18 protein-coding genes are annotated in these 21,776 nt (G+C 37.9%); 8 read left to right on the top strand and 10 right to left on the bottom strand.

Features of this window, described 5'->3' with window-relative positions; translation table 11 throughout:
• Positions 1-12: 12 nt before the first annotated feature.
• Together ACLKL2_RS12290 and coaA are read left to right on the top strand one after the other, a co-directional pair.
• Complete coding sequence (locus ACLKL2_RS12290) at positions 13-654, top strand: uridine kinase family protein (protein WP_413694315.1); 642 nt, start codon at positions 13-15, stop codon at positions 652-654.
• Complete coding sequence (coaA, locus tag ACLKL2_RS12285) at positions 647-1,612, top strand: type I pantothenate kinase (RefSeq protein ID WP_413691881.1); 966 nt, start codon at positions 647-649, stop codon at positions 1,610-1,612. Before ACLKL2_RS12290 ends, coaA begins: the two co-directional genes overlap by 8 nt.
• A gap of 55 nt (positions 1,613-1,667) precedes the next feature.
• Here the strand turns inward: coaA and glpX are convergent, their stop codons facing one another.
• The 3 genes from glpX to ACLKL2_RS12270 all read right to left on the bottom strand — a co-directional run bounded on the left by glpX (position 1,668) and on the right by ACLKL2_RS12270 (position 4,625).
• Positions 1,668-2,678, bottom strand: a complete 1,011-nt coding sequence (glpX, locus tag ACLKL2_RS12280; protein ID WP_113819626.1) for a class II fructose-bisphosphatase — start codon at positions 2,676-2,678, stop codon at positions 1,668-1,670.
• Positions 2,679-2,755: 77 nt separating this feature from the next.
• On the bottom strand, positions 2,756-3,976 hold the full coding sequence (locus ACLKL2_RS12275) for an aspartate aminotransferase family protein (RefSeq protein WP_413691880.1): 1,221 nt from the start codon (positions 3,974-3,976) through the stop codon (positions 2,756-2,758).
• Between the two features lie 64 nt (positions 3,977-4,040).
• A complete protein-coding gene (locus ACLKL2_RS12270) occupies positions 4,041-4,625 on the bottom strand; it encodes an anthranilate synthase component II (protein WP_113819624.1) in 585 nt (194 codons plus the stop codon).
• A 79-nt stretch (positions 4,626-4,704) separates the two neighbouring features.
• Between ACLKL2_RS12270 and ACLKL2_RS12265 the strand changes: the two genes are divergently transcribed.
• Entirely contained in the window at positions 4,705-5,622 is a 918-nt protein-coding gene (locus tag ACLKL2_RS12265; RefSeq protein ID WP_413691879.1) for a TIGR01777 family oxidoreductase, read from the top strand.
• An 807-nt stretch (positions 5,623-6,429) separates the two neighbouring features.
• Here ACLKL2_RS12265 and ACLKL2_RS12260 read toward each other — a convergent pair.
• From ACLKL2_RS12260 to rpmH, 6 genes are all read right to left on the bottom strand, one after another.
• Complete coding sequence (locus ACLKL2_RS12260; RefSeq protein WP_113819622.1) at positions 6,430-7,344, bottom strand: porin; 915 nt, start codon at positions 7,342-7,344, stop codon at positions 6,430-6,432.
• Between the two features lie 224 nt (positions 7,345-7,568).
• Entirely contained in the window at positions 7,569-8,936 is a 1,368-nt protein-coding gene (mnmE, locus tag ACLKL2_RS12255) for a tRNA uridine-5-carboxymethylaminomethyl(34) synthesis GTPase MnmE (protein ID WP_413691878.1), read from the bottom strand.
• Positions 8,937-9,018: 82 nt separating this feature from the next.
• Positions 9,019-10,689, bottom strand: a complete 1,671-nt coding sequence (gene yidC / locus ACLKL2_RS12250; protein ID WP_413691876.1) for a membrane protein insertase YidC — start codon at positions 10,687-10,689, stop codon at positions 9,019-9,021.
• Positions 10,690-10,703: 14 nt separating this feature from the next.
• Positions 10,704-10,967, bottom strand: coding sequence for a membrane protein insertion efficiency factor YidD (yidD, locus tag ACLKL2_RS12245; RefSeq protein ID WP_113819718.1), 264 nt, complete (start codon positions 10,965-10,967; stop codon positions 10,704-10,706).
• Positions 10,934-11,290: a ribonuclease P protein component gene (rnpA, locus tag ACLKL2_RS12240; RefSeq protein ID WP_113819619.1), complete on the bottom strand. Its 357-nt coding sequence runs from the start codon at positions 11,288-11,290 to the stop codon at positions 10,934-10,936. The genes yidD and rnpA overlap by 34 nt, the downstream gene beginning before the upstream one ends.
• Before the next feature lie 10 nt (positions 11,291-11,300).
• Positions 11,301-11,435 carry a 50S ribosomal protein L34 gene (gene rpmH / locus ACLKL2_RS12235; RefSeq protein WP_084605455.1) on the bottom strand — a complete coding sequence of 45 codons (135 nt, stop codon included), beginning with the start codon at positions 11,433-11,435 and terminating at the stop codon, positions 11,301-11,303.
• Positions 11,436-11,950: 515 nt separating this feature from the next.
• Between rpmH and dnaA the strand changes: the two genes are divergently transcribed.
• From dnaA to ACLKL2_RS12210, 5 genes are all read left to right on the top strand, one after another.
• Positions 11,951-13,327 carry a chromosomal replication initiator protein DnaA gene (gene dnaA, locus ACLKL2_RS12230; RefSeq protein WP_113819618.1) on the top strand — a complete coding sequence of 459 codons (1,377 nt, stop codon included), beginning with the start codon at positions 11,951-11,953 and terminating at the stop codon, positions 13,325-13,327.
• Positions 13,328-13,341: 14 nt separating this feature from the next.
• Complete coding sequence (gene dnaN, locus ACLKL2_RS12225) at positions 13,342-14,445, top strand: DNA polymerase III subunit beta (RefSeq protein WP_413691874.1); 1,104 nt, start codon at positions 13,342-13,344, stop codon at positions 14,443-14,445.
• An 82-nt stretch (positions 14,446-14,527) separates the two neighbouring features.
• Positions 14,528-15,607: a DNA replication/repair protein RecF gene (gene recF, locus ACLKL2_RS12220; RefSeq protein WP_113819616.1), complete on the top strand. Its 1,080-nt coding sequence runs from the start codon at positions 14,528-14,530 to the stop codon at positions 15,605-15,607.
• Positions 15,608-15,614: 7 nt separating this feature from the next.
• Positions 15,615-18,044: a DNA topoisomerase (ATP-hydrolyzing) subunit B gene (gyrB, locus tag ACLKL2_RS12215; protein WP_413691872.1), complete on the top strand. Its 2,430-nt coding sequence runs from the start codon at positions 15,615-15,617 to the stop codon at positions 18,042-18,044.
• A 168-nt stretch (positions 18,045-18,212) separates the two neighbouring features.
• Positions 18,213-20,153, top strand: coding sequence for a methyl-accepting chemotaxis protein (locus tag ACLKL2_RS12210; protein ID WP_413691870.1), 1,941 nt, complete (start codon positions 18,213-18,215; stop codon positions 20,151-20,153).
• Between the two features lie 92 nt (positions 20,154-20,245).
• On the opposite strand, the gene ACLKL2_RS12205 is transcribed toward ACLKL2_RS12210, so the two are convergent.
• Entirely contained in the window at positions 20,246-21,493 is a 1,248-nt protein-coding gene (locus tag ACLKL2_RS12205) for a valine--pyruvate transaminase (protein ID WP_413691868.1), read from the bottom strand.
• Between the last annotated feature and the right edge of the window lie 283 nt (positions 21,494-21,776).

Raw genomic sequence — 21,776 nt, 5'->3', positions numbered from 1 at the left:
CCGTTGAAAACCATGTTTAATAATTCAGCACAAATGAAAAGTGCGATTAAAGAATTACACAACAACAAAGAGTCGACTAAGGCACAGATCGTTGCTATTAGTGGGATTGAGGGTAGTGGTAAACGTGAACTAACCGAAAAAATTGCAGCCGCTTTAAGGTTGGATGGGCTAAATGTAGCCGTAATTCATACCGATGACTGGGAAGCCAGCAAAGACGTTCGCTTTAATATAATGAACAGCCCTGAAGAGTATTACCTTAATGCTTATCGCTTTGATGAGATGTTTGAAGAGTTAATTCTACCGCTTAAACTTTTTGGGAGCATTAAAACCTCTGTTAACTTAGATGACGCAGAGTCACCTCGTACCGTCGATTACCATTTTAATAATATCGATATAATCCTGATCGAAGGGGTGTATCTATTACAAGAATCCTACCTCGATTTATATGATTACAGCTGCTGGGTAAAAAGTAACTTCGAAACTGCACGCAAACGCCTTCATGAACAAGTGAATATTGAAGAGTCACAAGAAGCTTTGGTTAATCTATTTGAATTATTAATTAAACCGGCTGGCCAATATCACCTTTATGCAGATGACCCAATCGGTAATAGTCGTTCAATTTACCTAGAAGAAGCGCAGCCCGACAATGAATAGTCATTCAGCGTTTGACCCAGAGAACCGCCATAGCGCTTACATACAGTTTGAACGCGATGAATGGGCTGAGTTACGCGACAATGTAAAGCTAACCTTGTCTGAACAAGATATAAAGCAATTACAGGGGATTAATGAATCCTTATCCATGCAGGAAGTGATTGATATTTACCTGCCTTTGTCGCGTTTACTTAATTTATACGTAGGAGCACGACAATATCGTCATACGGTACGTGATAAATTCCTTAACTCTCATAACGAGAAAGTCCCTTATATCATTGGTATTGCGGGCAGTGTTGCCGTAGGTAAAAGTACTTCTGCACGTATCCTACAAGCATTATTGTCACGCTGGCCGGAACATCCTAAGGTTGCTTTAGTAACAACAGATGGTTTCTTACGTCCGAATAAAGAGCTTGTCGCGCGTAATTTAATGCATAAGAAAGGCTTTCCTGAAAGTTTTGATATTAAAGCCTTGATCGACTTTGTTTCTGCAATAAAGTCCGGTCAAAAGAAGGTGACTGCACCTGTTTATTCACATTTAACCTATGACATTATGACTGACCAATCCTTGCAGGTTGAACAGCCAGATATTGTGATACTAGAAGGGCTAAATGTATTACAAACAGCAGCCTCAACTGAAGCTGATCAATCACACCGTACCTTTGTCTCTGATTTTGTAGATTTTTCTATTTTTGTTGATGCTGAAACTGACCTATTAAAAACCTGGTATATTCAACGTTTCTTGAAGTTTAGAGAGGGTGCTTTCACTGATCCTAATGCTTATTTTCATAGTTATTCGAAAATGAGTAAACGAGAAGCCGTCGGAATAGCATCAAAAATTTGGGATGAGATTAACGGGGTAAACTTAGAAGAAAATATCCGCCCAACACGAGATAGGGCAAATTTAATCCTGAAAAAATCCATCAATCATCAGGTTAGCCAAGTTCAGTTACGTAAATAGAAGGTAATAAAAAAGGCGCTAATAGCGCCTTTTTCGTCTCTAAAATCTAATAGATTTAAAGAATAATATCTTTTAAATTTGGATCTTTACGGTCTAGGTAATGCGTAGACTTAATACGACGTACTGTACGCGACTTACCACGTACTAATAGTGTCTCGGTAGTCGCTAGACGACCATCAATTGATACGCCTTCTACTAAGTCACCTTTAGTAATACCTGTTGCAGAGAAGATAACGTTATCGTTTTTCACTAGGTCTTCTAGTTTTAATACTTTATTTACTTCAATGCCAGCAGCTTCACAACGAGCGACTTCTTCTTTACCGATTTTAATGTTCTCTTCCGATGGCTCTTTCACCATTGGACGAGGAATCAAACGCGCTTGCATGTTACCGTCTAATGCACGTACAACTGCAGCCGAGATAACACCCTCTGGTGCACCGCCAATACAGTACAGTACATCTACTTGGTTATCAGGCATACAAGCTAACACGGAGATAGCAACGTCACCATCTGGAATCGCAAAAACACGAATCCCCATGCCTTGCATATCTTTAATGATACGGTCATGGCGAGGTTTAGCTAATGTTGCAACCGTTAACTCAGAAAGAGATTTACCTAATGCAAAAGCGATGGCTTTTAGGTTTTGCTCAAGAGAGCGTTCTAAGTCGATAGCATCTTTAGCATTTGGACCAACAATTAGTTTTTCCATGTACATATCAGGTGCACGTAAGAAACTGCCTTTTTCACCTACTGCTAATACAGCTAGAGCGTTAGATTGGCCCATAGCCGTCATTCGCGTACCTTCGATTGGGTCAACGGCGATATCCACAGCATCACCAGTCCCTGTGCCTACATGCTCACCAATGTATAACATAGGTGCTTCATCAATCTCGCCTTCACCAATAACGATTTCGCCATCGATATCAATTTGGTTGAAGATCAAGCGCATTGCTTCTACAGCTGCACCATCTGCCGTGTTTTTATCACCTCGGCCTAACCATTTGTATCCAGCTAATGCAGCTGCTTCTGTTACTCGAGAAAATTCTATTGCTAGTTCGCGTCTCATTGTATGAGCTCCCAATTTTTAAATCTAATTAAAACAAAGTGTTATTAACAATAAAACATTAATAACAGACCTCGCTCTTATGCATCTTTATTAACGATAATTTGTATAGCTTGTTTCAGTTTCAGCATTGCTTGTTCGATTAGCTCATCTGAAATATTCAAGGCAGGTGCAAAACGTAATACGTTAGCTCCTGCGACTAAGATTAATAGACCTTGTTCAGCCGCCCCTAAGAAAAAGGTTTTTGCCTGGTCTTGATATTGTTCATTTAACACGGCACCTAACAACAAACCCGCACCACGAACCTCTTTAAACACAGAAAACTCTTGGTTGATTTCCTGTAAGTGCTGACGGATAAGCTGTTCTTTACGCTTAACACCCTCCAACATTTCTGGGGTGTTAATTAAATCGAATGCTTTACCTGCTACTGCACAAGCTAAAGGGTTACCACCAAATGTAGTGCCGTGTGTGCCCACTTTAAAGTGCTCAGCTAGGTGACTTTTTGTCAACATTGCCGCAATTGGAAAACCCGCACCTAATGCTTTTGCAGAAGTCACGATATCAGGTGTAATACCTAATGCCATATAAGCAAACAATTCACCTGTTCTGCCCATACCTGTTTGTACTTCATCAAAAATCATCAAGGCATTGTGTTTATCACATAACGCACGTACACCTAGTGCAAACTCAGGTGAAATAGGTAACACACCACCTTCACCTTGTAATGGCTCTAAAATCACCGCACAGGTTTTATCTGATATTGCTTTTTCAAGCGCCGCTAAATCATTGTATTCAAGGTGGGTAATATCCGCTGGTTTTGGACCAAAACCATCAGAGTAAACAGATTGCCCACCAGCTGTCACGGTAAAGAAAGTACGCCCATGAAAACCTTGATAGAAAGCGATAATTTCAGTTTTATCTGCTCCTGTTTGATCAAAAGCAACACGACGTGCAAGTTTTAACGCCGCTTCATTAGCTTCCGCACCAGAATTTGCAAAAAACACTTTTTCTGCAAAGGTATTATCCACTAATTTTTGTGCCAAGCTTAACGCAGGTTCATTCGTGTAGATATTACTAACATGCCATAACTTTTGCGCTTGCTCAGTTAATGCCGTCACTAATTCAGGATGTGCGTGACCTAAAGCATTAACAGCAATACCACCAGTCAAATCAAGGAATTCATTATTTTGTTGGTCCCACACTCGAGAACCTTCACCGCGCACAGGGATCATTTCTAACGGAGCATAGTTTGGCACCATAACTTGATCAAATAACGGACGGGTGATGTGAGTGTTTGACATAAAGCATTCCTTTAATAAGTTGAAACAGTCATAAAATAGGGGTTTAAAAGCTTAATATACGCACTTATTTTAACAATCCAATAGATTGCTCAATAAAATTATTAAGGAGCGTCAGTCCTTGTTCAGAGCGGATACTTTCAGGATGAAATTGTACCCCTTCTAATGCCATATGTTTATGACGAATCGCCATTATTTCTTGGCTTTCTATCACTCTGGCTGAAATATCAAAGCAATTAGGTAAAGTATCTTCCTGCACAATCAAACTATGGTAACGAGTTACATTTAATGGGTTCGCTAATCCGGTAAATACACCGCGATTATCGTGTTCGATTAAAGAATTTTTGCCGTGCATCACTTTATTAGCTCGTACGACTTTTGCTCCAAAGACTTGAGCGATACTTTGATGGCCAAGGCAAACCCCTAAGATTGGAATTTCCCCTGCAAAACGCTCTATTGTAGCTAAAGACACACCCGCTTCATTAGGTGTACAAGGCCCAGGTGAAATAACGATATGATCCGGCTTTAAATCTGCGATCTCTTGTAAGTTAATTTGATCGTTTCGCTTTATTACTACTTGTTGCTTTAGTTCTCCGAAGTACTGAACTAAGTTGTAAGTAAAGGAATCATAATTATCAATCATTAACAGCATAAATAGGGGCCATCTAAAACATAAAGATCTATTTTAACATTAGTCTCGTATCTAATCCTAATAACATTAAGGGGCATTAATGAGTCAACAAGCTGAAACAAAACAAAAAGTATTGATTACTGGGGCAACAGGGTTAATCGGTCGATCTTTAGTGCCTTTATTAACCTCACAGGGATACCAAGTTTATAAATTACAACGTACTGTCAGTGAAACAGAACCTTATTGGTTGATTGACCAACAAGAGATATACCTCAACTCAGCGCCTCAACCGGACATCATAATTCACTTAGCTGGTGAAAACATAGCTAATGCACGTTGGACTGAAACAGTTAAACAGAAAATAACCGATAGTCGCATTCAGTCGACACAATTGATCGTTGATTTCATTAATAACAGCGAGACACCACCGAGTTTGTTTATTTGTGCTTCTGCCATTGGTTTTTATGGTAATAGTGGCCAACAACCTGTTGATGAGAGTTCGTCACAGGGAGATGAATTTGTTAGCCAATTAGCAGCGCAATGGGAGCAAACCAGCCATAAAGTCAACACCAATAAGACTAGGGTAGTTAACTTACGTACTGGCATTGTATTAGATAAACAAGAGGGTGCATTAGCTAAAATGCTACCTGCTTTTAAGATGGGTGTAGGAGGCAAAATAGGGCAAGGTAAGCAAATCATGAGTTGGATAGACTTAACCGATCAGGTTAATGCTATTTTATTTATTATGCGTAATGCGGAGTTATCAGGCCCAGTTAACCTCGTTTCCCCTAACCCAGTAACTAACCGTAATTTCTCTGTGATTTTAGCCAATATATTAAACCGGCCTTGTATCTTACCCTTACCAGCATTTATGGTTAAATTGTTGTTTGCTGAAATGGGTAAGGCGTTATTGCTTTCAAGTACTAATGTACGTCCAACTAAGCTATTAGAGGCTGGGTTTACCTTTCAATATGAGTTACTAGAAGCAAGTTTAAAGCATCAATTACAGAGAAAATAATAAGTATTTGAGCATTGAAGTTTATTCGATTGGAATTTTGAATGTTACAGAAACAGGAAAGGGCAGCCGAAGCTGCCCTTATTTTAGTCTTATCTATCTAGTCCGTGATAGTTGATGCTCCCTGCGTTACATCCTTTTGACTAATGCCATACTAGGCGTCCACTTCCCAAATCCTTTGGGCTCATCCTTGTTTATATCCTTATTAGATAAACATCCTGTTTACCCGTCATCTCCCTTTCCTTAGGAGGTGTCCTTCTTTGCCATCCTGGCTTAATAACCACAATCCTAGTAGTCACTAATAACTTCATCCTGAAGTGTCCTGCTTTCCCTAATTATAAAACATCCTGTTTTATAAACTCTCATCCTGAGAGGTCCTAATTGCCATCCTAGCAATACATCGGGTCATTGTTTACATCCTGTAAAGCATTTCCCCTTTGCGAGATAAATAATACGACCTTTTCCTAATGAATAATGGTGTTTAAAATACGATTTTATCTTACAGAGAAGAACTAGAAACAAATAAACCATTAAATAACAATAACTTAATCTAAAATAAATTAGATTAAAGCGCATTAAACTAAGTTAAAATAATGCAATAACCTCTATAGGCAATGGTCGATCTCTCACAAATTAAAAACACTGAATAGGGCATTTACTAGACCAAAAGGGATGACAGTATAAAAAGACAACTATTCGCTGGTGGAGAGTGGTTAATTAGCAGCTAAAAAGGTGATGAATAATAAGCGCAAACAAAAAATCCCAGGTAAATACCCAGGATTTTATTTTAAAACCGAACGAATGGTTTGATTAGAAGTTGTAACGGATACCCGCTACTAAAGAGTCTTCTGCATCATCAATTTGATTAAATTGGTAAGTTACGTAAGTACGGATTGATTTGTTGAAACGGTATTGACCTTCAACAGCGTAAAAGTCTTCAGTATCTACATCGTCAATCTCTTGTTGAACAATCATACCGATCATACGGAATTGCTTAGTCAATTTGTATTGTAATGCAATCTCGATAGAGGTCATGTCAGAGATTTCGTCTGCGTCGTTGAATGCATCACCCGTTGCGTATGAAGCTGCACCGTAGAAACCACCAACAGAGTAAGCAGCCGCTAACGTAGTTTGCGTTTCATCTGTTTGTGCATCTGTATGTGCGATACCTAGGTCTAAACCGAAGTCACTAGAGTAAAGAGCAGAGATAGCAACAGAATCTTGATCATCTTCATCAGAACCTGTGAAGTTAGCTTGCACTGTTACTGAATCAGCAAATGTACCTGAATATAAGAAAGTTGTGTTTTCTTTATCAGATGAAGCATCAAATACTTGTTGGTAACCAGAGTGAACAGAAGCAATATCTGTCATATCAGAAACTTGTACGTTAGCAGTATCTTGGCGACCGTAAGAGAAATCACCAATTGATGTACCAAAACCAGCAAACAAGTAACGGTTATCAACTGTTTCACCAGGTTCGATTTGGTATTCCATGAAACCAAAACCAGTTAGGTTGTCAGTAATTTGAGTTTTGCCGCCAAAGTTAATACGAGCACGGCTTTTATCGACAACAGAACCATCACCAGTCTCTTTAAACTCAGCACGTACTTCAGCACGACCACCAATTTTAAGTGTTGTACCGTCTTGATCATATACAGTTGCAGATTGAGCCGTTGCAGAAACAAGACCCGCTAAAATTGCTGTTGCTAATAGTGTTTTTTTCATGATTCATCCGTGTTTAATTTAAAATAATATTTAAAGAATAAAATTTTTGTTTTGCAGCTTATTGCTGTTTACGGAGAAGCAGTCTAGGGATTGAATATGACAAAAATATTGCGGATATATTACATTTTAAAAAAGTTCAATTTATTTTATAAGCGTTATGATAGTAGAGTTGAAACAAAAAAACCGCAATACAGCGGCTTAATATATAATGGAAAATGGTAATTTTATTTACCAATACAGAAGCTAGAAAATATACGTCCTAATAAGTCATCAGAGGTAAACTCTCCAGTGATTTCACTGAGGTGTTGCTGCGTGAGACGTAACTCTTCAGCAAGTAACTCACCGGCTTTATACTCTTCTAATTGAACCTTACCTTCTAAAAGATGTTTCTCAGCTTGATCAATCGCTTGCAAGTGACGACGACGTGCCATAAAACCACCTTCAACATTACCTTGATAGCCCATTATATCTTTTAAATGTTGTTTTAATGCATCAACACCTGAGCCTGTTTTAGCTGAAATTCGGTAAACAGGGTGGTTATCATGCTCAGTCATTTGCAATGATTCACCGGTTAAATCTGCCTTATTACGTACCACAGTTAAGCCAACATCTGCCGGTAACTTTTCAATAAAATCAGGCCAAATATCATGTGGATCTTCGGCATCGGTAGTCGTTGCATCTAGCATAAATAAAATACGATCCGCATTTTTTATTTCTGTCCAAGCCCGCTCAATACCAATACGTTCGACTTCATCGGCCCCTTCACGTAAGCCAGCGGTATCAATAATATGTAAAGGCATACCATCAATATGGATATGTTCGCGCATAACATCGCGTGTGGTACCTGCAATATCGGTTACAATCGCGCTTTCTTTACCGACTAACATATTAAGTAAGCTTGATTTACCAGCATTAGGGCGGCCTGCAATCACCACTTTCATGCCATCACGTAAAATAGCACCTTGTTTGGCCTGTTCTTTTACTGCATTGAGGTTATCAATAATCTGATATAAGTCTTTGGCAATTTTACCGTCACTTAAAAAGTCTACTTCCTCTTCAGGGAAATCAATGGAAGCTTCAACGTAAATACGTAAGTAAATCAAGCTTTCAACGAGGTCATTAATTTTATGAGAAAACTCACCCTGTAACGAATGCAGTGCGCTTTTAGCAGCTTGCTCAGAACTTGCTTCAATTAAATCAGCAATTGCCTCAGCTTGTGCTAAATCGAGCTTATCATTCATAAATGCACGTTCAGAGAACTCACCTGGATTAGCGCTACGCAAGTTTTTGATGGTCAGGATAGCTTTGATCAACATATCCATCACCACAGGACCACCATGACCTTGTAGTTCAAGTACATCTTCACCGGTAAAGGAGTTAGGACCTTTAAAGAGTAACGCAATACCTTGGTCTAACACTTGTTTATCTTGGCCATAGAAAGGTAAGTACTCGGCATAACGTACTTTCGGTTTTTTACCTAAAATAATCTCTGCTACGGCTTCTGCATCAGGACCAGAAACGCGCACAATGCCCACACCACCACGCCCTGGCGCAGTTGCTTGAGCAACAATAGTATCAGTAGCTTTTATCATGTTCTGTTCCTAACTTAAAAAGTGAAGCCAATAAAAAAGGCGACTATTATAGTCGCCTTTTATCAATTACTAAATACTAGAATTATTTCTTAGCACTTAGCCCGTTCTTTTCGAATTGACGATAAATAACGGTTTGTTGTACTAGTGTCACGATGTTACTCATTAACCAGTAAAGTACTAGACCAGCTGGGAACCATAGGAAGAAGAAGGTAAATACCACAGGCATAAACTTCATGATCTTCTGTTGCATTGGATCTTGTACCGTTGCTGGAGACATTTTTTGGATAAAGAACATACTCACACCCATTAAGATAGGTAGAATGTAGTAAGGGTCTTGTACCGATAAATCTTGGATCCAGAACATAAATGGTGCATGACGTAATTCTACCGCTTCCATTAATGACCAGTATAAAGCGATGAAGATAGGCATCTGTAATAAGATAGGGAAACAACCACCTAATGGGTTTACTTTCTCTTCTTTGTACATTTCCATCATTGCTTTTGATACTTTCTGACGGTCTTCTCCATAGCGCTCACGTAATGCTTGTATCTTAGGTTGTAATAAACGCATTTTAGCCATTGACGTGTATTGTGCTTTTGTCAGTGGGTATAAAAGACCTTTTACAGTAAATGTAATTAAGATGATTGCAACACCCCAGTTACCCACAATACCTTGGAAGAATAACAGTAATTTAAATAATGGTTGTGCAAGCCACCATAACCAACCGTAATCAACCGTTAAGTCTAGGTTTTCACCAACATGTGACATTTCATCTTGTAACTTAGGACCAATCCATAAGTTAGTAGAGTATTTTTCAGTGCTGTTAGGTGCAATCGTTTTGATAGGTGATTTAAAACCGATGGTTGCATCTTTGTTTTGGATAACATTAGTGTATAACACGTTGTTATCATCAGCATTAGGTACCCAAGCAGACACGAAGTAGTGTTGTAGCATCGCTACCCAACCACCTTGAGTGTTCTGATTTAGGTTACGTTCAACCATATCGTCGAATGTGTATTTGCTGTATTTAGTATCATCTGTAGAGAATGCACCACCACGGTAAACAGGCATCATTAGGTTAGTAGAGTGCTCTTTTAACGACTCTTTTAACTGACCGTATAGCTGTACATTTACATCACTATCAGACTTATTTTCAATGGTGTAATCAACACTTACGTTGTATTCACCACGTTTTAAAGTGAAGGTTTTAGTAAATACATTACCAGCTTGGTCTACGTAACGTAGCGCTGTAGACACAGAGTCTTCACCATCCGCTAAGATGTTTTCTGTGTTAGCTGTACTGTAGTAAGGGCGACCTTTAGGGTTTGCATCTGGACCTTGTTTGCCAATCAATCCACTTTGTGCAATGTAGGTAAAGCCATTTGCATTTTCTAATAAACGGAATGGAACACCAGAATCTAACTCGTCGTCATGGTCAAGTAGGTCTGCGACAATAACGTCACCACCAACTAACGTAATCTCTAAACGTAATTGGTCATTTTCTAATACAGTTGTTGCATTAGTTGATGCTTGTGTTGGTACTTGTGCGACAGCTGAAGCGTGATCTTCAGAAGAAGCAGGAATATCAGCGCTATGATTACTAGTCGATGGTACTGATGATTGTGAAGTGCTTTGTTCAGTCGTTTGCGCTGCAGCAACTGGCTGAGGGCTTTGCTCGGTAACCCATGCTTGATATAGCAAAAAGCTAACAAACAAAAGTGCGAGGAAAAGTAAATTGCGTTGTGATTCCATAACGTATTTGATCTCTAAGGTTTAGGTTTATTTTTAGTTGCGCAACAAGGAGGTACAGGATCATATCCTCCTTCATTAAAGGGATGGCATTTTACAAGACGACGAGCGGCTAGCCAACATCCTTTTATCATACCATGACTCTTTATGGCTGCTATCGCATAATGTGAACAACTTGGCGTAAAACGACAACGAGGTCCAAGAATGGGACTTATAACTAGCTGATAACCACGAATGAATTTAATTGCTATCCATTGCAACGCTGCACTAATTTTCGCCATAACTTATCCAATACCTTATGAAGTTCTTGATTTGATAAATCAGCAATACCAGCTTTAGCAACAACGACGATATCGATGTTAGGAAGCTCATGTTGTTGAAGACGGAAATGATCTCTTACTATGCGACGGATACGATTACGACCTACAGCAAGTTTTATATGCTTTTTAGGAATAGCCATACCAATACGAGGATGGTCAAAAGTATTTTTTCTAGCAAGAAGAGTTAAATGCGGGGATACTGCTGGAATAGCATTTTTAAATACAGGTTGAAAATCTTCGGGAGTTAACAGACGTAACTCCCGAGAAAACGAATAATTCACCACGTCTGGTAAATTATGCGCTTAAGCTAGCGCGGCCTTTAGCACGACGACGAGCTAATACGGCACGACCGTTCTTAGTCGCCATACGAGTTCTAAAACCGTGTGAACGCTTACGCTTTGTGTTGCTTGGTTGAAAAGTACGTTTCATGCTCTTTTCCACTTATTGTTAAGTACTGTACAGTAGCTAATTTTTTCAATCTGTTAGTGCTTAATCACTTCGAAAAGTCACTAAACAATATTAATCAAAAGCGTCAGCCGATTAAAAAGAGAGCGAATTCTATTGATTGATCGACTAAAAGTCAATCAGAGATGCTTCTTTCTGGTAGATTAAATTCATTTTTTTCAAAATTAAATAAGAAATAAATAAATAGTCACTACGAGCCAAACTCAAAAGTTAGGGTGGCGCGATTATATATAAGCGACACTAATTAGCAAGGATCTTCCGCGATCTTATAAATTAAGATTTGTAAATAGTTAAATAAGTATGTTGTGGATAAAGCTCTGTGCCCTTGATGTTACCTAGTTATATCCTTGTGGATGCTTTAACCATTGAATGAGATAAATTTCAAGGATCTTTTTTTCTTTTTGTTGCTTGATCTTATAGCATCATGACGATCTTATCGGTAGAATTATCCGCCCTAATGAATCTACTGGAGTTCCACAATGTCCCTGGCTATTTGGCAAGAATGTTTAGCACAATTAAAAGACGAGCTATCAGCAGGAGACTTTAGTACTTGGTTACGCCCTTTACAGGCAGAATACGACAATAATACCTTGTCATTATATTCGCCAAATAAATACACTAGTGAATGGGTACGCGAAAAGTACATGGATATCATTGAAACTAAATTGCAAACCTTGGCACATGAAGTTGATCCTAATCTCAGCATTAAAATACGTTTATTAGTAGGTACAGCAAATGCTGCCACTAATAATCCGACAGTCGCAAAAGCAGCACCAGTACAAAATACCAATCAACCTTGGGAAGGTGAGTCACCTTCTTTAAATATCGCGCACAAAAGTAATTTAATAAAAAAATATACCTTTGATAACTTTGTTGAAGGTAAATCGAATAATTTTGCTATTGCGACGACTCAACAAATTGCAGAAAATCCAGGTGGTGTTTATAACCCACTCTTTTTATATGCTCACCCAGGTTTAGGTAAAACGCATTTATTACATGCGGTGGGTAATGCGATTGTTTCAGAAAATCCAGAAAGCAAAGTGGTGTACATTCGTTCTGAACGTTTTGTACAGGATATGATCAATGCCATTCGTAACAATACCATTGAGCAGTTTAAAGAATATTACGCATCGCTAGATGCATTATTAATAGATGATATTCACTTCTTCGCAGGTAAAGAGCGTTCACAGGAAGTATTATTCCAAACATTCAACTCTATGTTAGATGGCCACCAGCAAGTTATTTTAACCAGTGACCGTTTTCCTAAAGAGATTGAAGGAATTGATGAACGACTACGAACTCGTTTTGGTTGGGGTTTATCTATTCCAATCGATCCACCTGAATTAGAAACGCGTGTTGCTATCTTAATCAGTAAAGCAGAAGAGCGTGGTTTAACATTACCTGATGATGTTGCTTTCTTTATTGCTAAGCGTTTAACCATTACCGACGTACGTGTATTAGAAGGTGCCATTGCTAATATTTCAGCAAAAGCGCAATTTACTGGTCAAGATATTACTATCTCACTAGTACAAGATGCATTACGTGATATGTTAGCAGTTCATACTAAGCAAACGACTGTAGATAACATCCAAAAAGTAGTTGCTGAACATTACCGTATTAAAATCTCTGATATGTCATCAAAACGACGTACACGAACCGTTGCTCGTCCTCGCCAAATTGCGATGGCACTTGCTAAAGAGTTAACCCAACATAGCTTACCTGAGATTGGTGAAGCGTTTGGTGGTCGTGACCATACAACTGTTTTACATGCTTGTCGTAAAGTCGATGAGTTACGTCGTGAAAATAACGACATTCAAGAAGATTATAAAATTCTTATTCGCACCTTATCGATGTAACAAAGGCTTATCTCATGAAGTTTACTATTTCCCGTGAAATCTTATTAAGACCATTACAACTCGTTGTAGGCTCAGTAGCAGGTGGTCGTCCAGCTTTACCGATCATGGGTAATATCCTGATTGAAGTAAAAGATAACTTTCTAAACTTAACGGGTACTGATTTAGAAGTTGAATTAATGGCACAAATTCCATTAGAGCAAGCTTCAGAAGAAGGTGCAATTACAGTACCTGCACGTAAACTTTTAGATATTTGTCGTGGCTTGTCAGATCCTTGTGAAGTGACTTTCGAAGTGAAAAATGAGCGAGTTACAGTTAGGTCTGGGCGTAGTAGGTACTTACTATCAACCTTACCCTCTGTCGACTTCCCAAACATCGAATCTTGGCAGAGCCTGATTGAATTAACTGTGCCGCAGAATGAATTTAAAAAACTTATTGAGTTTACTCAATTTGCAATGGCTAGCCAGGATGTACGTTATTATCTAAATGGTATGTTCTTTGAAGTTTCTGGTAATAGTTTACGTAGTGTTTCAACCGATGGGCATCGTTTAGCATCTTGCGCCATTAATATTGACCAGGCTATCGAAGAGCAATCTGTGATCGTACCGCGTAAAGGTGTGTTGGAATTAGTTAAGCTACTTGATAAAGACCAAGCGAATGTGACCATTCAATTAGGTAAAAACAACTTACGTGCCGTGATTGATGGTTTTGTGTTTACCACTAAGCTTGTTGATGGACGTTTCCCTGATTACCGCCGTGTTATTCCACGTAATGGTGATAAAGAGCTTATCTCTAGTCGTGAAACACTTAAACAAGCATTTAGTCGAGCAGCTATTTTATCAAATGAGAAATTCCGTGGGGTACGTTTAACCTTATCGGAAAATCTATTAAAAATTACTGCCAACAACCCTGAGCGTGAAGAAGCAGAAGAGTATATTGATGTTGATTACCAGTCAGCAGAGTTAGAGATTGGGTTTAACGTAAGTTATGTATTGGATGTATTGAACACCCTTAAAAGCGAACAAGTAAAAATCACTTTTAGCACATCAGATCATAGTGCTTTAATTGAGTCGCTAGATAGTGATGACTCACTTTATGTACTCATGCCAATGCGTTTATAGTCAATAATATCTTATCCATTTATGCAATAGTCAAAATGTTACAAACCGCTTCTGTTTGCTACCCGACTAAAGGAATTGATTAATGTCGTTACAGAAATTAATCATTAATCAATTCCGCAATATTGATACTGCTTCCCTCACTTTTGATAGTAAAGTAAACCTGATCATAGGCGATAATGGCAGTGGTAAATCTTCACTCTTAGAAGCAATCTACTTTCTTGGGTTAGGGCGCTCTTTTCGCACCCATTTAACCAATCGAGTGATTCAATACGAACAACATAATTTCACACTCTTTAGTGAAATTAACCATCAAGATCGGGTTTTCCCCATTGGACTACAAAAATCCAAAGGGGGTGAAACTACCCTGAAAATTGATGGTCAAATCGTCAAGAAATTAGCCTCTTTAACCCAATATATTCCGATGCAATTGATTACCCCTGAAAGCTATACTTTACTCTCAGGTAGTCCTAAAAATCGTCGTGCATATTTAGATTGGGGCGTTTTTTATCATGATCCTATGTTTTATAGCAACTGGGCTCGCATAAAGAGACTTTTAAAGCAAAGGAATGCCGCTTTAAAGCAATGTAACGCTTACAAAGAGCTTCAAGTATGGGATAATGAACTTTGTGTCTTGAGCGAGCAGATAAGCGCTCAGAGGGCTGATTATTTTGCAAAATTGCAGCCTTTAATCACACAAACTATTGCAGACTTTTTGCCAGAATTTACTATCGACAGTAAATTCTTTTGTGGATGGGACAAAAATAACAAGTCGTTAGCCGACTATTTATCCGATAATTTTCATCGTGATAAGCAGCTAGGCTACACAAGCATCGGTCCACAAAAAGCCGACTTAAAATTAAAAATCAATAATTTACCTGTTGATGATGTGTTATCAAGAGGACAATTAAAGTTACTTGTTTATGCATTACGTTTAGCACAAGGTTTGTTTCTAAACGCAGTCGATCATAAACAATGTGTGTTTTTAATAGATGACTTTAGTTCAGAGTTAGATAAAAACAAACAAGCGGTGTTAGCAAAACATATCAAAGAGTCTAGTGCTCAAGTATTTATCAGTGCCATTACGGAAAATGGGATTGATGATTTATTTACAGAATGTAGCCTGTTTCACGTGAAACAGGGCAAAATTACAGTAGAAAGGTGAAAGTTTTATGGCTGAGAATAGTTATGATTCGTCAAGTATTAAAGTACTAAAAGGGTTAGATGCCGTTCGTAAACGCCCTGGCATGTATATCGGTGATACCGATGATGGTACCGGTCTACATCACATGGTTTTCGAAGTGTTAGATAACTCGATCGATGAAGCTTTGGCGGGTCACTGTAACGATATTATTTGTACTATTCACAGTGATGGTAGTGTATCTGTACGAGATGATGGTCGTGGTATCCCAGTAGATATTCATGAAGAAGAAGGTGTATCAGCAGCAGAAGTTATTATGACAGTGCTGCACGCAGGTGGTAAGTTCGATGATAACTCTTATAAAGTATCAGGTGGTTTACACGGTGTTGGTGTTTCTGTAGTAAATGCTTTATCTGACAAATTACGTTTAACCATTAAACGTAGTGGGCATATTCATCAACAATCATACTCTCTTGGTGAACCTGATGCACCAGTAGCAATTATTGGGGATACAGATCAAACTGGAACAGAAATTCGTTTTTGGCCAAGCCCATCTACTTTCTCTAAAACGACGTTTAATTACGACATTTTAGCAAAACGTCTACGTGAACTATCTTTCTTAAACTCAGGTGTTTCAATAAAGTTAATTGATAAACGTGAAGACGATAAGTCTGATCACTTTCATTATGAAGGTGGTATACAAGCATTTGTTGAATACTTAAATCAAAACAAAACACCTATTCATAATAAAGTATTTCATTTTAATACAGAGCATGAAGATGGCACAGCAGTTGAAGTTGCAATGCAGTGGAATGATGGTTTCCAAGAAAACATCTATTGTTTCACAAACAATATTCCACAACGTGATGGTGGTTCCCACTTAACAGGTTTCCGTGGTGCTCTAACCCGTACTTTAAACTCTTATATTGAAAAAGAGTTAGCAAAAGTTAAAAACAATAAGAACAAAACAACCACTGAAGGTGGTGATTCTCGTGAAGGTTTAACAGCGGTTATTTCAGTAAAAGTACCTGATCCAAAATTCTCTTCACAAACAAAAGACCGTTTAGTGTCATCGGAAGTACGTCCGATTGTTGAAGGTGCAATGAATGAACGTCTACAGGATTTCTTATTAGAGAACCCTAACGAAGCTAAAATCATTGTTAACAAAATTGTTGATGCAGCAAGAGCACGTGAAGCGGCGCGTAAAGCCCGTGATATGACACGTCGTAAAGGCGCATTAGATTTAGCAGGTTTACCAGGTAAACTAGCAGATTGCCAAGAGAAAGACCCAGCGCTTTCTGAACTATACATAGTGGAAGGGGACTCGGCTGGCGGAAGTGCGAAACAAGGCCGATCTCGTAAAAACCAAGCTATCTTGCCACTTAAAGGTAAAATCCTAAACGTTGAAAAAGCGCGTTTCGATAAGATGTTATCTTCACAAGAAGTAGCAACACTGATCACCGCACTGGGTTGTGGTATTGGACGTGATGAATATAACCCTGAGAAAACCCGTTACCATCGCATCATTATCATGACCGATGCCGACGTGGATGGTTCTCACATCCGTACACTGTTGTTAACTTTCTTCTACCGCCAAATGCCGGAATTAATCGAAAATGGTTATATCTACATCGCTCAACCACCTCTATACAAAGTAAAAAGAGGTAAACAAGAAACTTACATTAAAGATGATCCGGCTTTACAAGCTTACTTAACATCATTAGCAATGGATGGCGCATCTTTACATGTTAATAGTGAGTCACCAGGTATTACAGGTGTCGCATTACAGGGTATGATCGATCGCTACCGTGACGCTCAGGATACGATTGTAAGGCTTTCTCGCCGTTACCCTAACGTTGTCCTTGATAAGTTAATTTATCGTCCAGAATTAACCGCTGATAGCTTGGCTAAGACAGATGTAGTGACACCGTGGGTTGAAGATATTGTCGAAGTATTAAATCGTGAAGAGTTAGAAGGGACTATCTACAAAGCAGACATTGCTAAATCAGATGATGAGATCTCTAACAAGATTATTTTCACCGTTCGCAAACACGGCGTAGATACAATTTATACCTTTGATGAAGAGTTCTTTGGTTCGGTTGAATACAAAGCATTAGTAACACTAGGTACTGAGATTCAAAACTTACTTGAAGAGGGTGCTTACATCCGACGTGGCGATCGTACTAAACCTGTAGAAAACTTCATTGAAGCGGTTAACTGGTTAATGCACGAATCTAAACGTGGCCTATATATCCAACGTTATAAAGGACTAGGTGAGATGAACCCAAGCCAGTTATGGGAAACGACCATGGATCCTAATACACGTCATATGTTACAAGTTACTGTTGAAGATGCCGTTGGTGCAGACCAATTATTTACAACATTAATGGGTGACCATGTTGAACCAAGACGCGAATTTATCGAAAAGAATGCATTACGTGTAGGCAATATCGATATCTAAATAACCACACATAATTCATTTATGAAAAGTTATTAATAAAATCCAGCTTATTTAGCTGGATTTTTTTGACTAAAATTTAGAAAATAATACCTAATTTTAGATATCTAGAAATATTACTGCCACACTCTCTAATTACTATGCGCTGTCGAATTGTTTAAAGAGCGCAATATGTCTATTAATCTACTTACTAAAATCATATCTATCTGCATTGCTTCATTATTAATGCTGATCACTACATTTATTGTTTGGGCTTGGCAGGAAGTTGATAAACCCTATCAAATTAACCAGTCTTACCATGCCATCAAATCCGCATTAAAAGATGATATTGCTATTTCCTTAGAACGATATTTAGGGACAGGTGATACACAAAAGTTATTAAACGCAGAAAATAAGTTAGGTGCTTTAAAAGAAACACAGATAACTTGGCTTAATGCATCACAACAAAATGCTATTGATCTCGGAGTTAGTGATTTAGATACGGCCATTATTGAAGCGAGGGAAGCAGGTAAGTTAGCAGCGACCCCAGATATTTTATTAATCAATAATGAAACAGAACGCCAAGGTTATATTACTGACTTAAGACGTTTAGTAGAAAAGTCCGACGTTGCTTTAGTGATCAAACAAGATTACTACCAAATTTTATTAGATATAAATCAGCACTTACATCAAATAGCAGTATTAAGACAAAGTTATCTAGAACAAAAAAGTGACACCATTAAAAGTAACCTTATTGAACAAAATGATCATATTTCAACGCTACTATCCACTTTGAATCAGTTACCAAGTCTTAATTTGTTTTATACAGAAGCGGTTGATGAATTTAGTTTTGATCAGCCTGAAACCATCGACTTAACTCAAGAGTCGATCGATGAATTAAATAGTTTAACCAAACGCTACCCGAAAGAATTAACCAATACCAGTGTCATGCTTGCATCGGTTATTGAAAGTCGTGTGAACTTAAGTACTAAACTAGGCATTTTAATCGATACCTTTACAGCCTATTCCAGTGTGGTTGATCAACAAAAACAAGCAATCACTTATAAGGTCCGTTTGATTGGTGCTTCAGCTTTAATACTGTTTTTATTAATGGTGATCTTATCTGCCAGCTTACAGTTTAAAACATTACAATTTATTCGTAGATTGTTGCCTTTCTTTGATGCATTAACCGCAGGGGACTTTGGCAGCGCGCTGAATATTAAAAGTCGTTTTTCAGAATTTAAGATCGTTAATAAGCGTAGTCTGCGTTTACAGGCCTATTTAAAAGAACTCACAGGCTCTCTACAGTCTCAATCTGAACAAGCATTGAATGCTAGTAACTTATTACAAAAACGTGCGAGACAAGCGGAACAGAGCAGCCAACAGCAACATCAACAAACAGAACAGGTGAATACCTCTATTATTGCTTTATCCAATTCATTTAATGATATTACTAAAAATGCAGCGGATACCAGTCAACATACTGATAAAGCCGTTCAGTTAATGAATCAAGCCGATCTTGCATTAGCCAGTGAAGTGCAAAAAACCAAACAACTGTCAGACAATATTCTTTCGCTGAGTAAAATAGTTAAAAAGTTAACTGCAGATACCTACTCAATCAACAACGTCTTAGAAGTTATTAATAACGTCTCTAGCCAAACTAATTTACTCGCACTTAATGCCGCTATTGAAGCTGCTCGAGCTGGAGAACAAGGAAGGGGTTTTGCAGTTGTTGCAGATGAAGTAAGAGCGTTAGCAATTCGCACCTCTAGTTCAACAGAAGAGATACAGGGCATTATTAATCAATTAGTAGAAACAGCAAATCAAGCCAATGAGTTTGTTTTACAACAGAGTGATGCGGCCATCGATTGTGCAAAACATAGTTTAGAAGCTCAACAACAATTAAAATCGGTCTCTAATATCATTAACGATATTTACCAGTTTAATAATACCATCGCTGCCACTACAGAAGAGCAAGCAACCACTATCGAACAGGTCGTTGGTAATACCTCTACAATAAAGCAGCATGCTCAACAGGTGAGTGCTAATTTACAAGATATAAACCAATCAAGTGAAGTGATTAAAGATATTAGTGAAGTATTAAATCAGTTGATCACACAATTAAAACGCTAAGCTAAGTCTTAGAGGAAAAGCAAAAAGAAGGATTTAAATAAAGTATGTTTCACGTGAAACACACTTCAATGTCCAATTAAAAACTAAACAATTTACGCATAAAGTTCATTAACTAAATCAGATAAAATCGTAATGCCACGCTCTACAACTTCACTATCTTGAGCGTAGTTAAGTCGAATACATTCGTGAGTATGTTGCCAATCTTGCTCCAAACCAGGGAAGAAATAGTGCCCTGAAACAACAATTAACCCTTTCTCTTTTAATCGCTGATAAAGTTCATGTGAAGTAATTGGTAAGTCTTTAAACCAAAGCCACAGAAATAACGCACCTTCTGATTTATGGATCCTAAAGTTTTCACTGTTAATTTTTTCAGTTAATAATTTAATGGCCACTTCAGATTTATGTTTGTAAAAAGGACGAATAACCTGATCACTTAACTCTATAATCTCTTTGCTTTTAACTAATGGCAACACAATTTCAGGACCAATACCACCTGGAGAAAGTGCCATAATACCTGACAGATTAGACATCGCTTTAATCACTTCTGGATTAGCAATAACAATCCCACAACGTGCACCTGGCAAACCAAACTTAGATAAACTTAAACATAAAATAGTATTAAGGTTAAAATGAGGTTTTACCTCTTCAAAGATAATATTTGGAAAAGGAGTGCCATACGCATTATCGATAATCAGTGGAATATTATGTTGTTTAGCTAATTTATCTAACTTTTCAATCTCTGCATCAGTTAATACATTACCCGTTGGGTTAGTGGGTCTAGAAACACAAATAGCACCAATATCATCGGTTATATTCAAAGCATCAAAATCAACGTGGTACTTAAATTGTTGATTTGGTAGTTCAGTTATCTTAGGACGAACAGCAACAAAAGTATCTTCAGAGACACTGGCATCGGCATAACCAATATATTCTGGGGCAAGAGGGAATAAAATTTTACGTTTTTTACCCTGTGAAAAATCACCTGCTAATAAATTAAATAGGTAGAAAAAAGCATTTTGGCTACCATTTGTTAACATGATATTGTCTGTAGATAAGTCCCAATCGTATAGATCATTGAACAATTCTACTAATGCATTAATAAATGCATCTTTACCTTGTGGTCCATCATAATTACCAAGAGTATCCATTAGTTTCCCTTGGTCTAATAACTCCTGCATTAAGTTAGTTAGTCGCTGATGAATTGATGGGATAGTCGCAGGATTTCCGCCACCTAACATTAAAATATCATCGCCGCCTTTTACACCTTTATTTAAATCGTCCATCAATTCATTGATGCCAGAATGCTGTGTAAATTTGTTTCCAAAAGTTGAATAGGGCATTTATAACAATCCTAAATATAAATTTTAATTATGCAGTTTTAAAATAATTTGTTTCACGTGAAACCTCGTTTTCTATTTTTACCGCTGATCTTATAAGCAATAAAAATGCTTCACCTTAAATTTTTTACCCCTTTATTTTATCCTACTGATCAATATAAACAGAGCAAATATTCATAAATACAGAGGAGAATAAATAAGGTTTTTAATGATAAGTCACGCTATAAAATAGATAAACACTCACATCAAATATTTAAATAAAAGAAACAAAATGGTTTAGAGCTGT

The sequence above is a fragment of the Psychromonas sp. KJ10-2 genome (assembly GCF_047323255.1).
Classification (GTDB): domain Bacteria; phylum Pseudomonadota; class Gammaproteobacteria; order Enterobacterales; family Psychromonadaceae; genus Psychromonas.
The sequence above is the reverse complement of the archived record's forward strand: the minus strand, read 5'-3'. Positions and strand labels throughout refer to the sequence as shown.

Coding starts and splice junctions, on each gene's coding strand:
- coaA (WP_413691881.1), top strand. CDS start 647: ATGAATAGTCATTCAGCGTTTGACCCAGAGAACCGCCATAGCGCTTAC.
- ACLKL2_RS12270 (WP_113819624.1), bottom strand. CDS start 4,625: ATGCTGTTAATGATTGATAATTATGATTCCTTTACTTACAACTTAGTT.
- glpX (WP_113819626.1), bottom strand. CDS start 2,678: ATGAGACGCGAACTAGCAATAGAATTTTCTCGAGTAACAGAAGCAGCT.
- yidD (WP_113819718.1), bottom strand. CDS start 10,967: ATGGCGAAAATTAGTGCAGCGTTGCAATGGATAGCAATTAAATTCATT.
- ACLKL2_RS12290 (WP_413694315.1), top strand. CDS start 13: ATGTTTAATAATTCAGCACAAATGAAAAGTGCGATTAAAGAATTACAC.
- mnmE (WP_413691878.1), bottom strand. CDS start 8,936: ATGATAAAAGCTACTGATACTATTGTTGCTCAAGCAACTGCGCCAGGG.
- dnaN (WP_413691874.1), top strand. CDS start 13,342: ATGAAGTTTACTATTTCCCGTGAAATCTTATTAAGACCATTACAACTC.
- recF (WP_113819616.1), top strand. CDS start 14,528: ATGTCGTTACAGAAATTAATCATTAATCAATTCCGCAATATTGATACT.
- rpmH (WP_084605455.1), bottom strand. CDS start 11,435: ATGAAACGTACTTTTCAACCAAGCAACACAAAGCGTAAGCGTTCACAC.
- ACLKL2_RS12275 (WP_413691880.1), bottom strand. CDS start 3,976: ATGTCAAACACTCACATCACCCGTCCGTTATTTGATCAAGTTATGGTG.
- ACLKL2_RS12260 (WP_113819622.1), bottom strand. CDS start 7,344: ATGAAAAAAACACTATTAGCAACAGCAATTTTAGCGGGTCTTGTTTCT.
- ACLKL2_RS12210 (WP_413691870.1), top strand. CDS start 18,213: ATGTCTATTAATCTACTTACTAAAATCATATCTATCTGCATTGCTTCA.
- ACLKL2_RS12205 (WP_413691868.1), bottom strand. CDS start 21,493: ATGCCCTATTCAACTTTTGGAAACAAATTTACACAGCATTCTGGCATC.
- ACLKL2_RS12265 (WP_413691879.1), top strand. CDS start 4,705: ATGAGTCAACAAGCTGAAACAAAACAAAAAGTATTGATTACTGGGGCA.
- gyrB (WP_413691872.1), top strand. CDS start 15,615: ATGGCTGAGAATAGTTATGATTCGTCAAGTATTAAAGTACTAAAAGGG.
- yidC (WP_413691876.1), bottom strand. CDS start 10,689: ATGGAATCACAACGCAATTTACTTTTCCTCGCACTTTTGTTTGTTAGC.
- dnaA (WP_113819618.1), top strand. CDS start 11,951: ATGTCCCTGGCTATTTGGCAAGAATGTTTAGCACAATTAAAAGACGAG.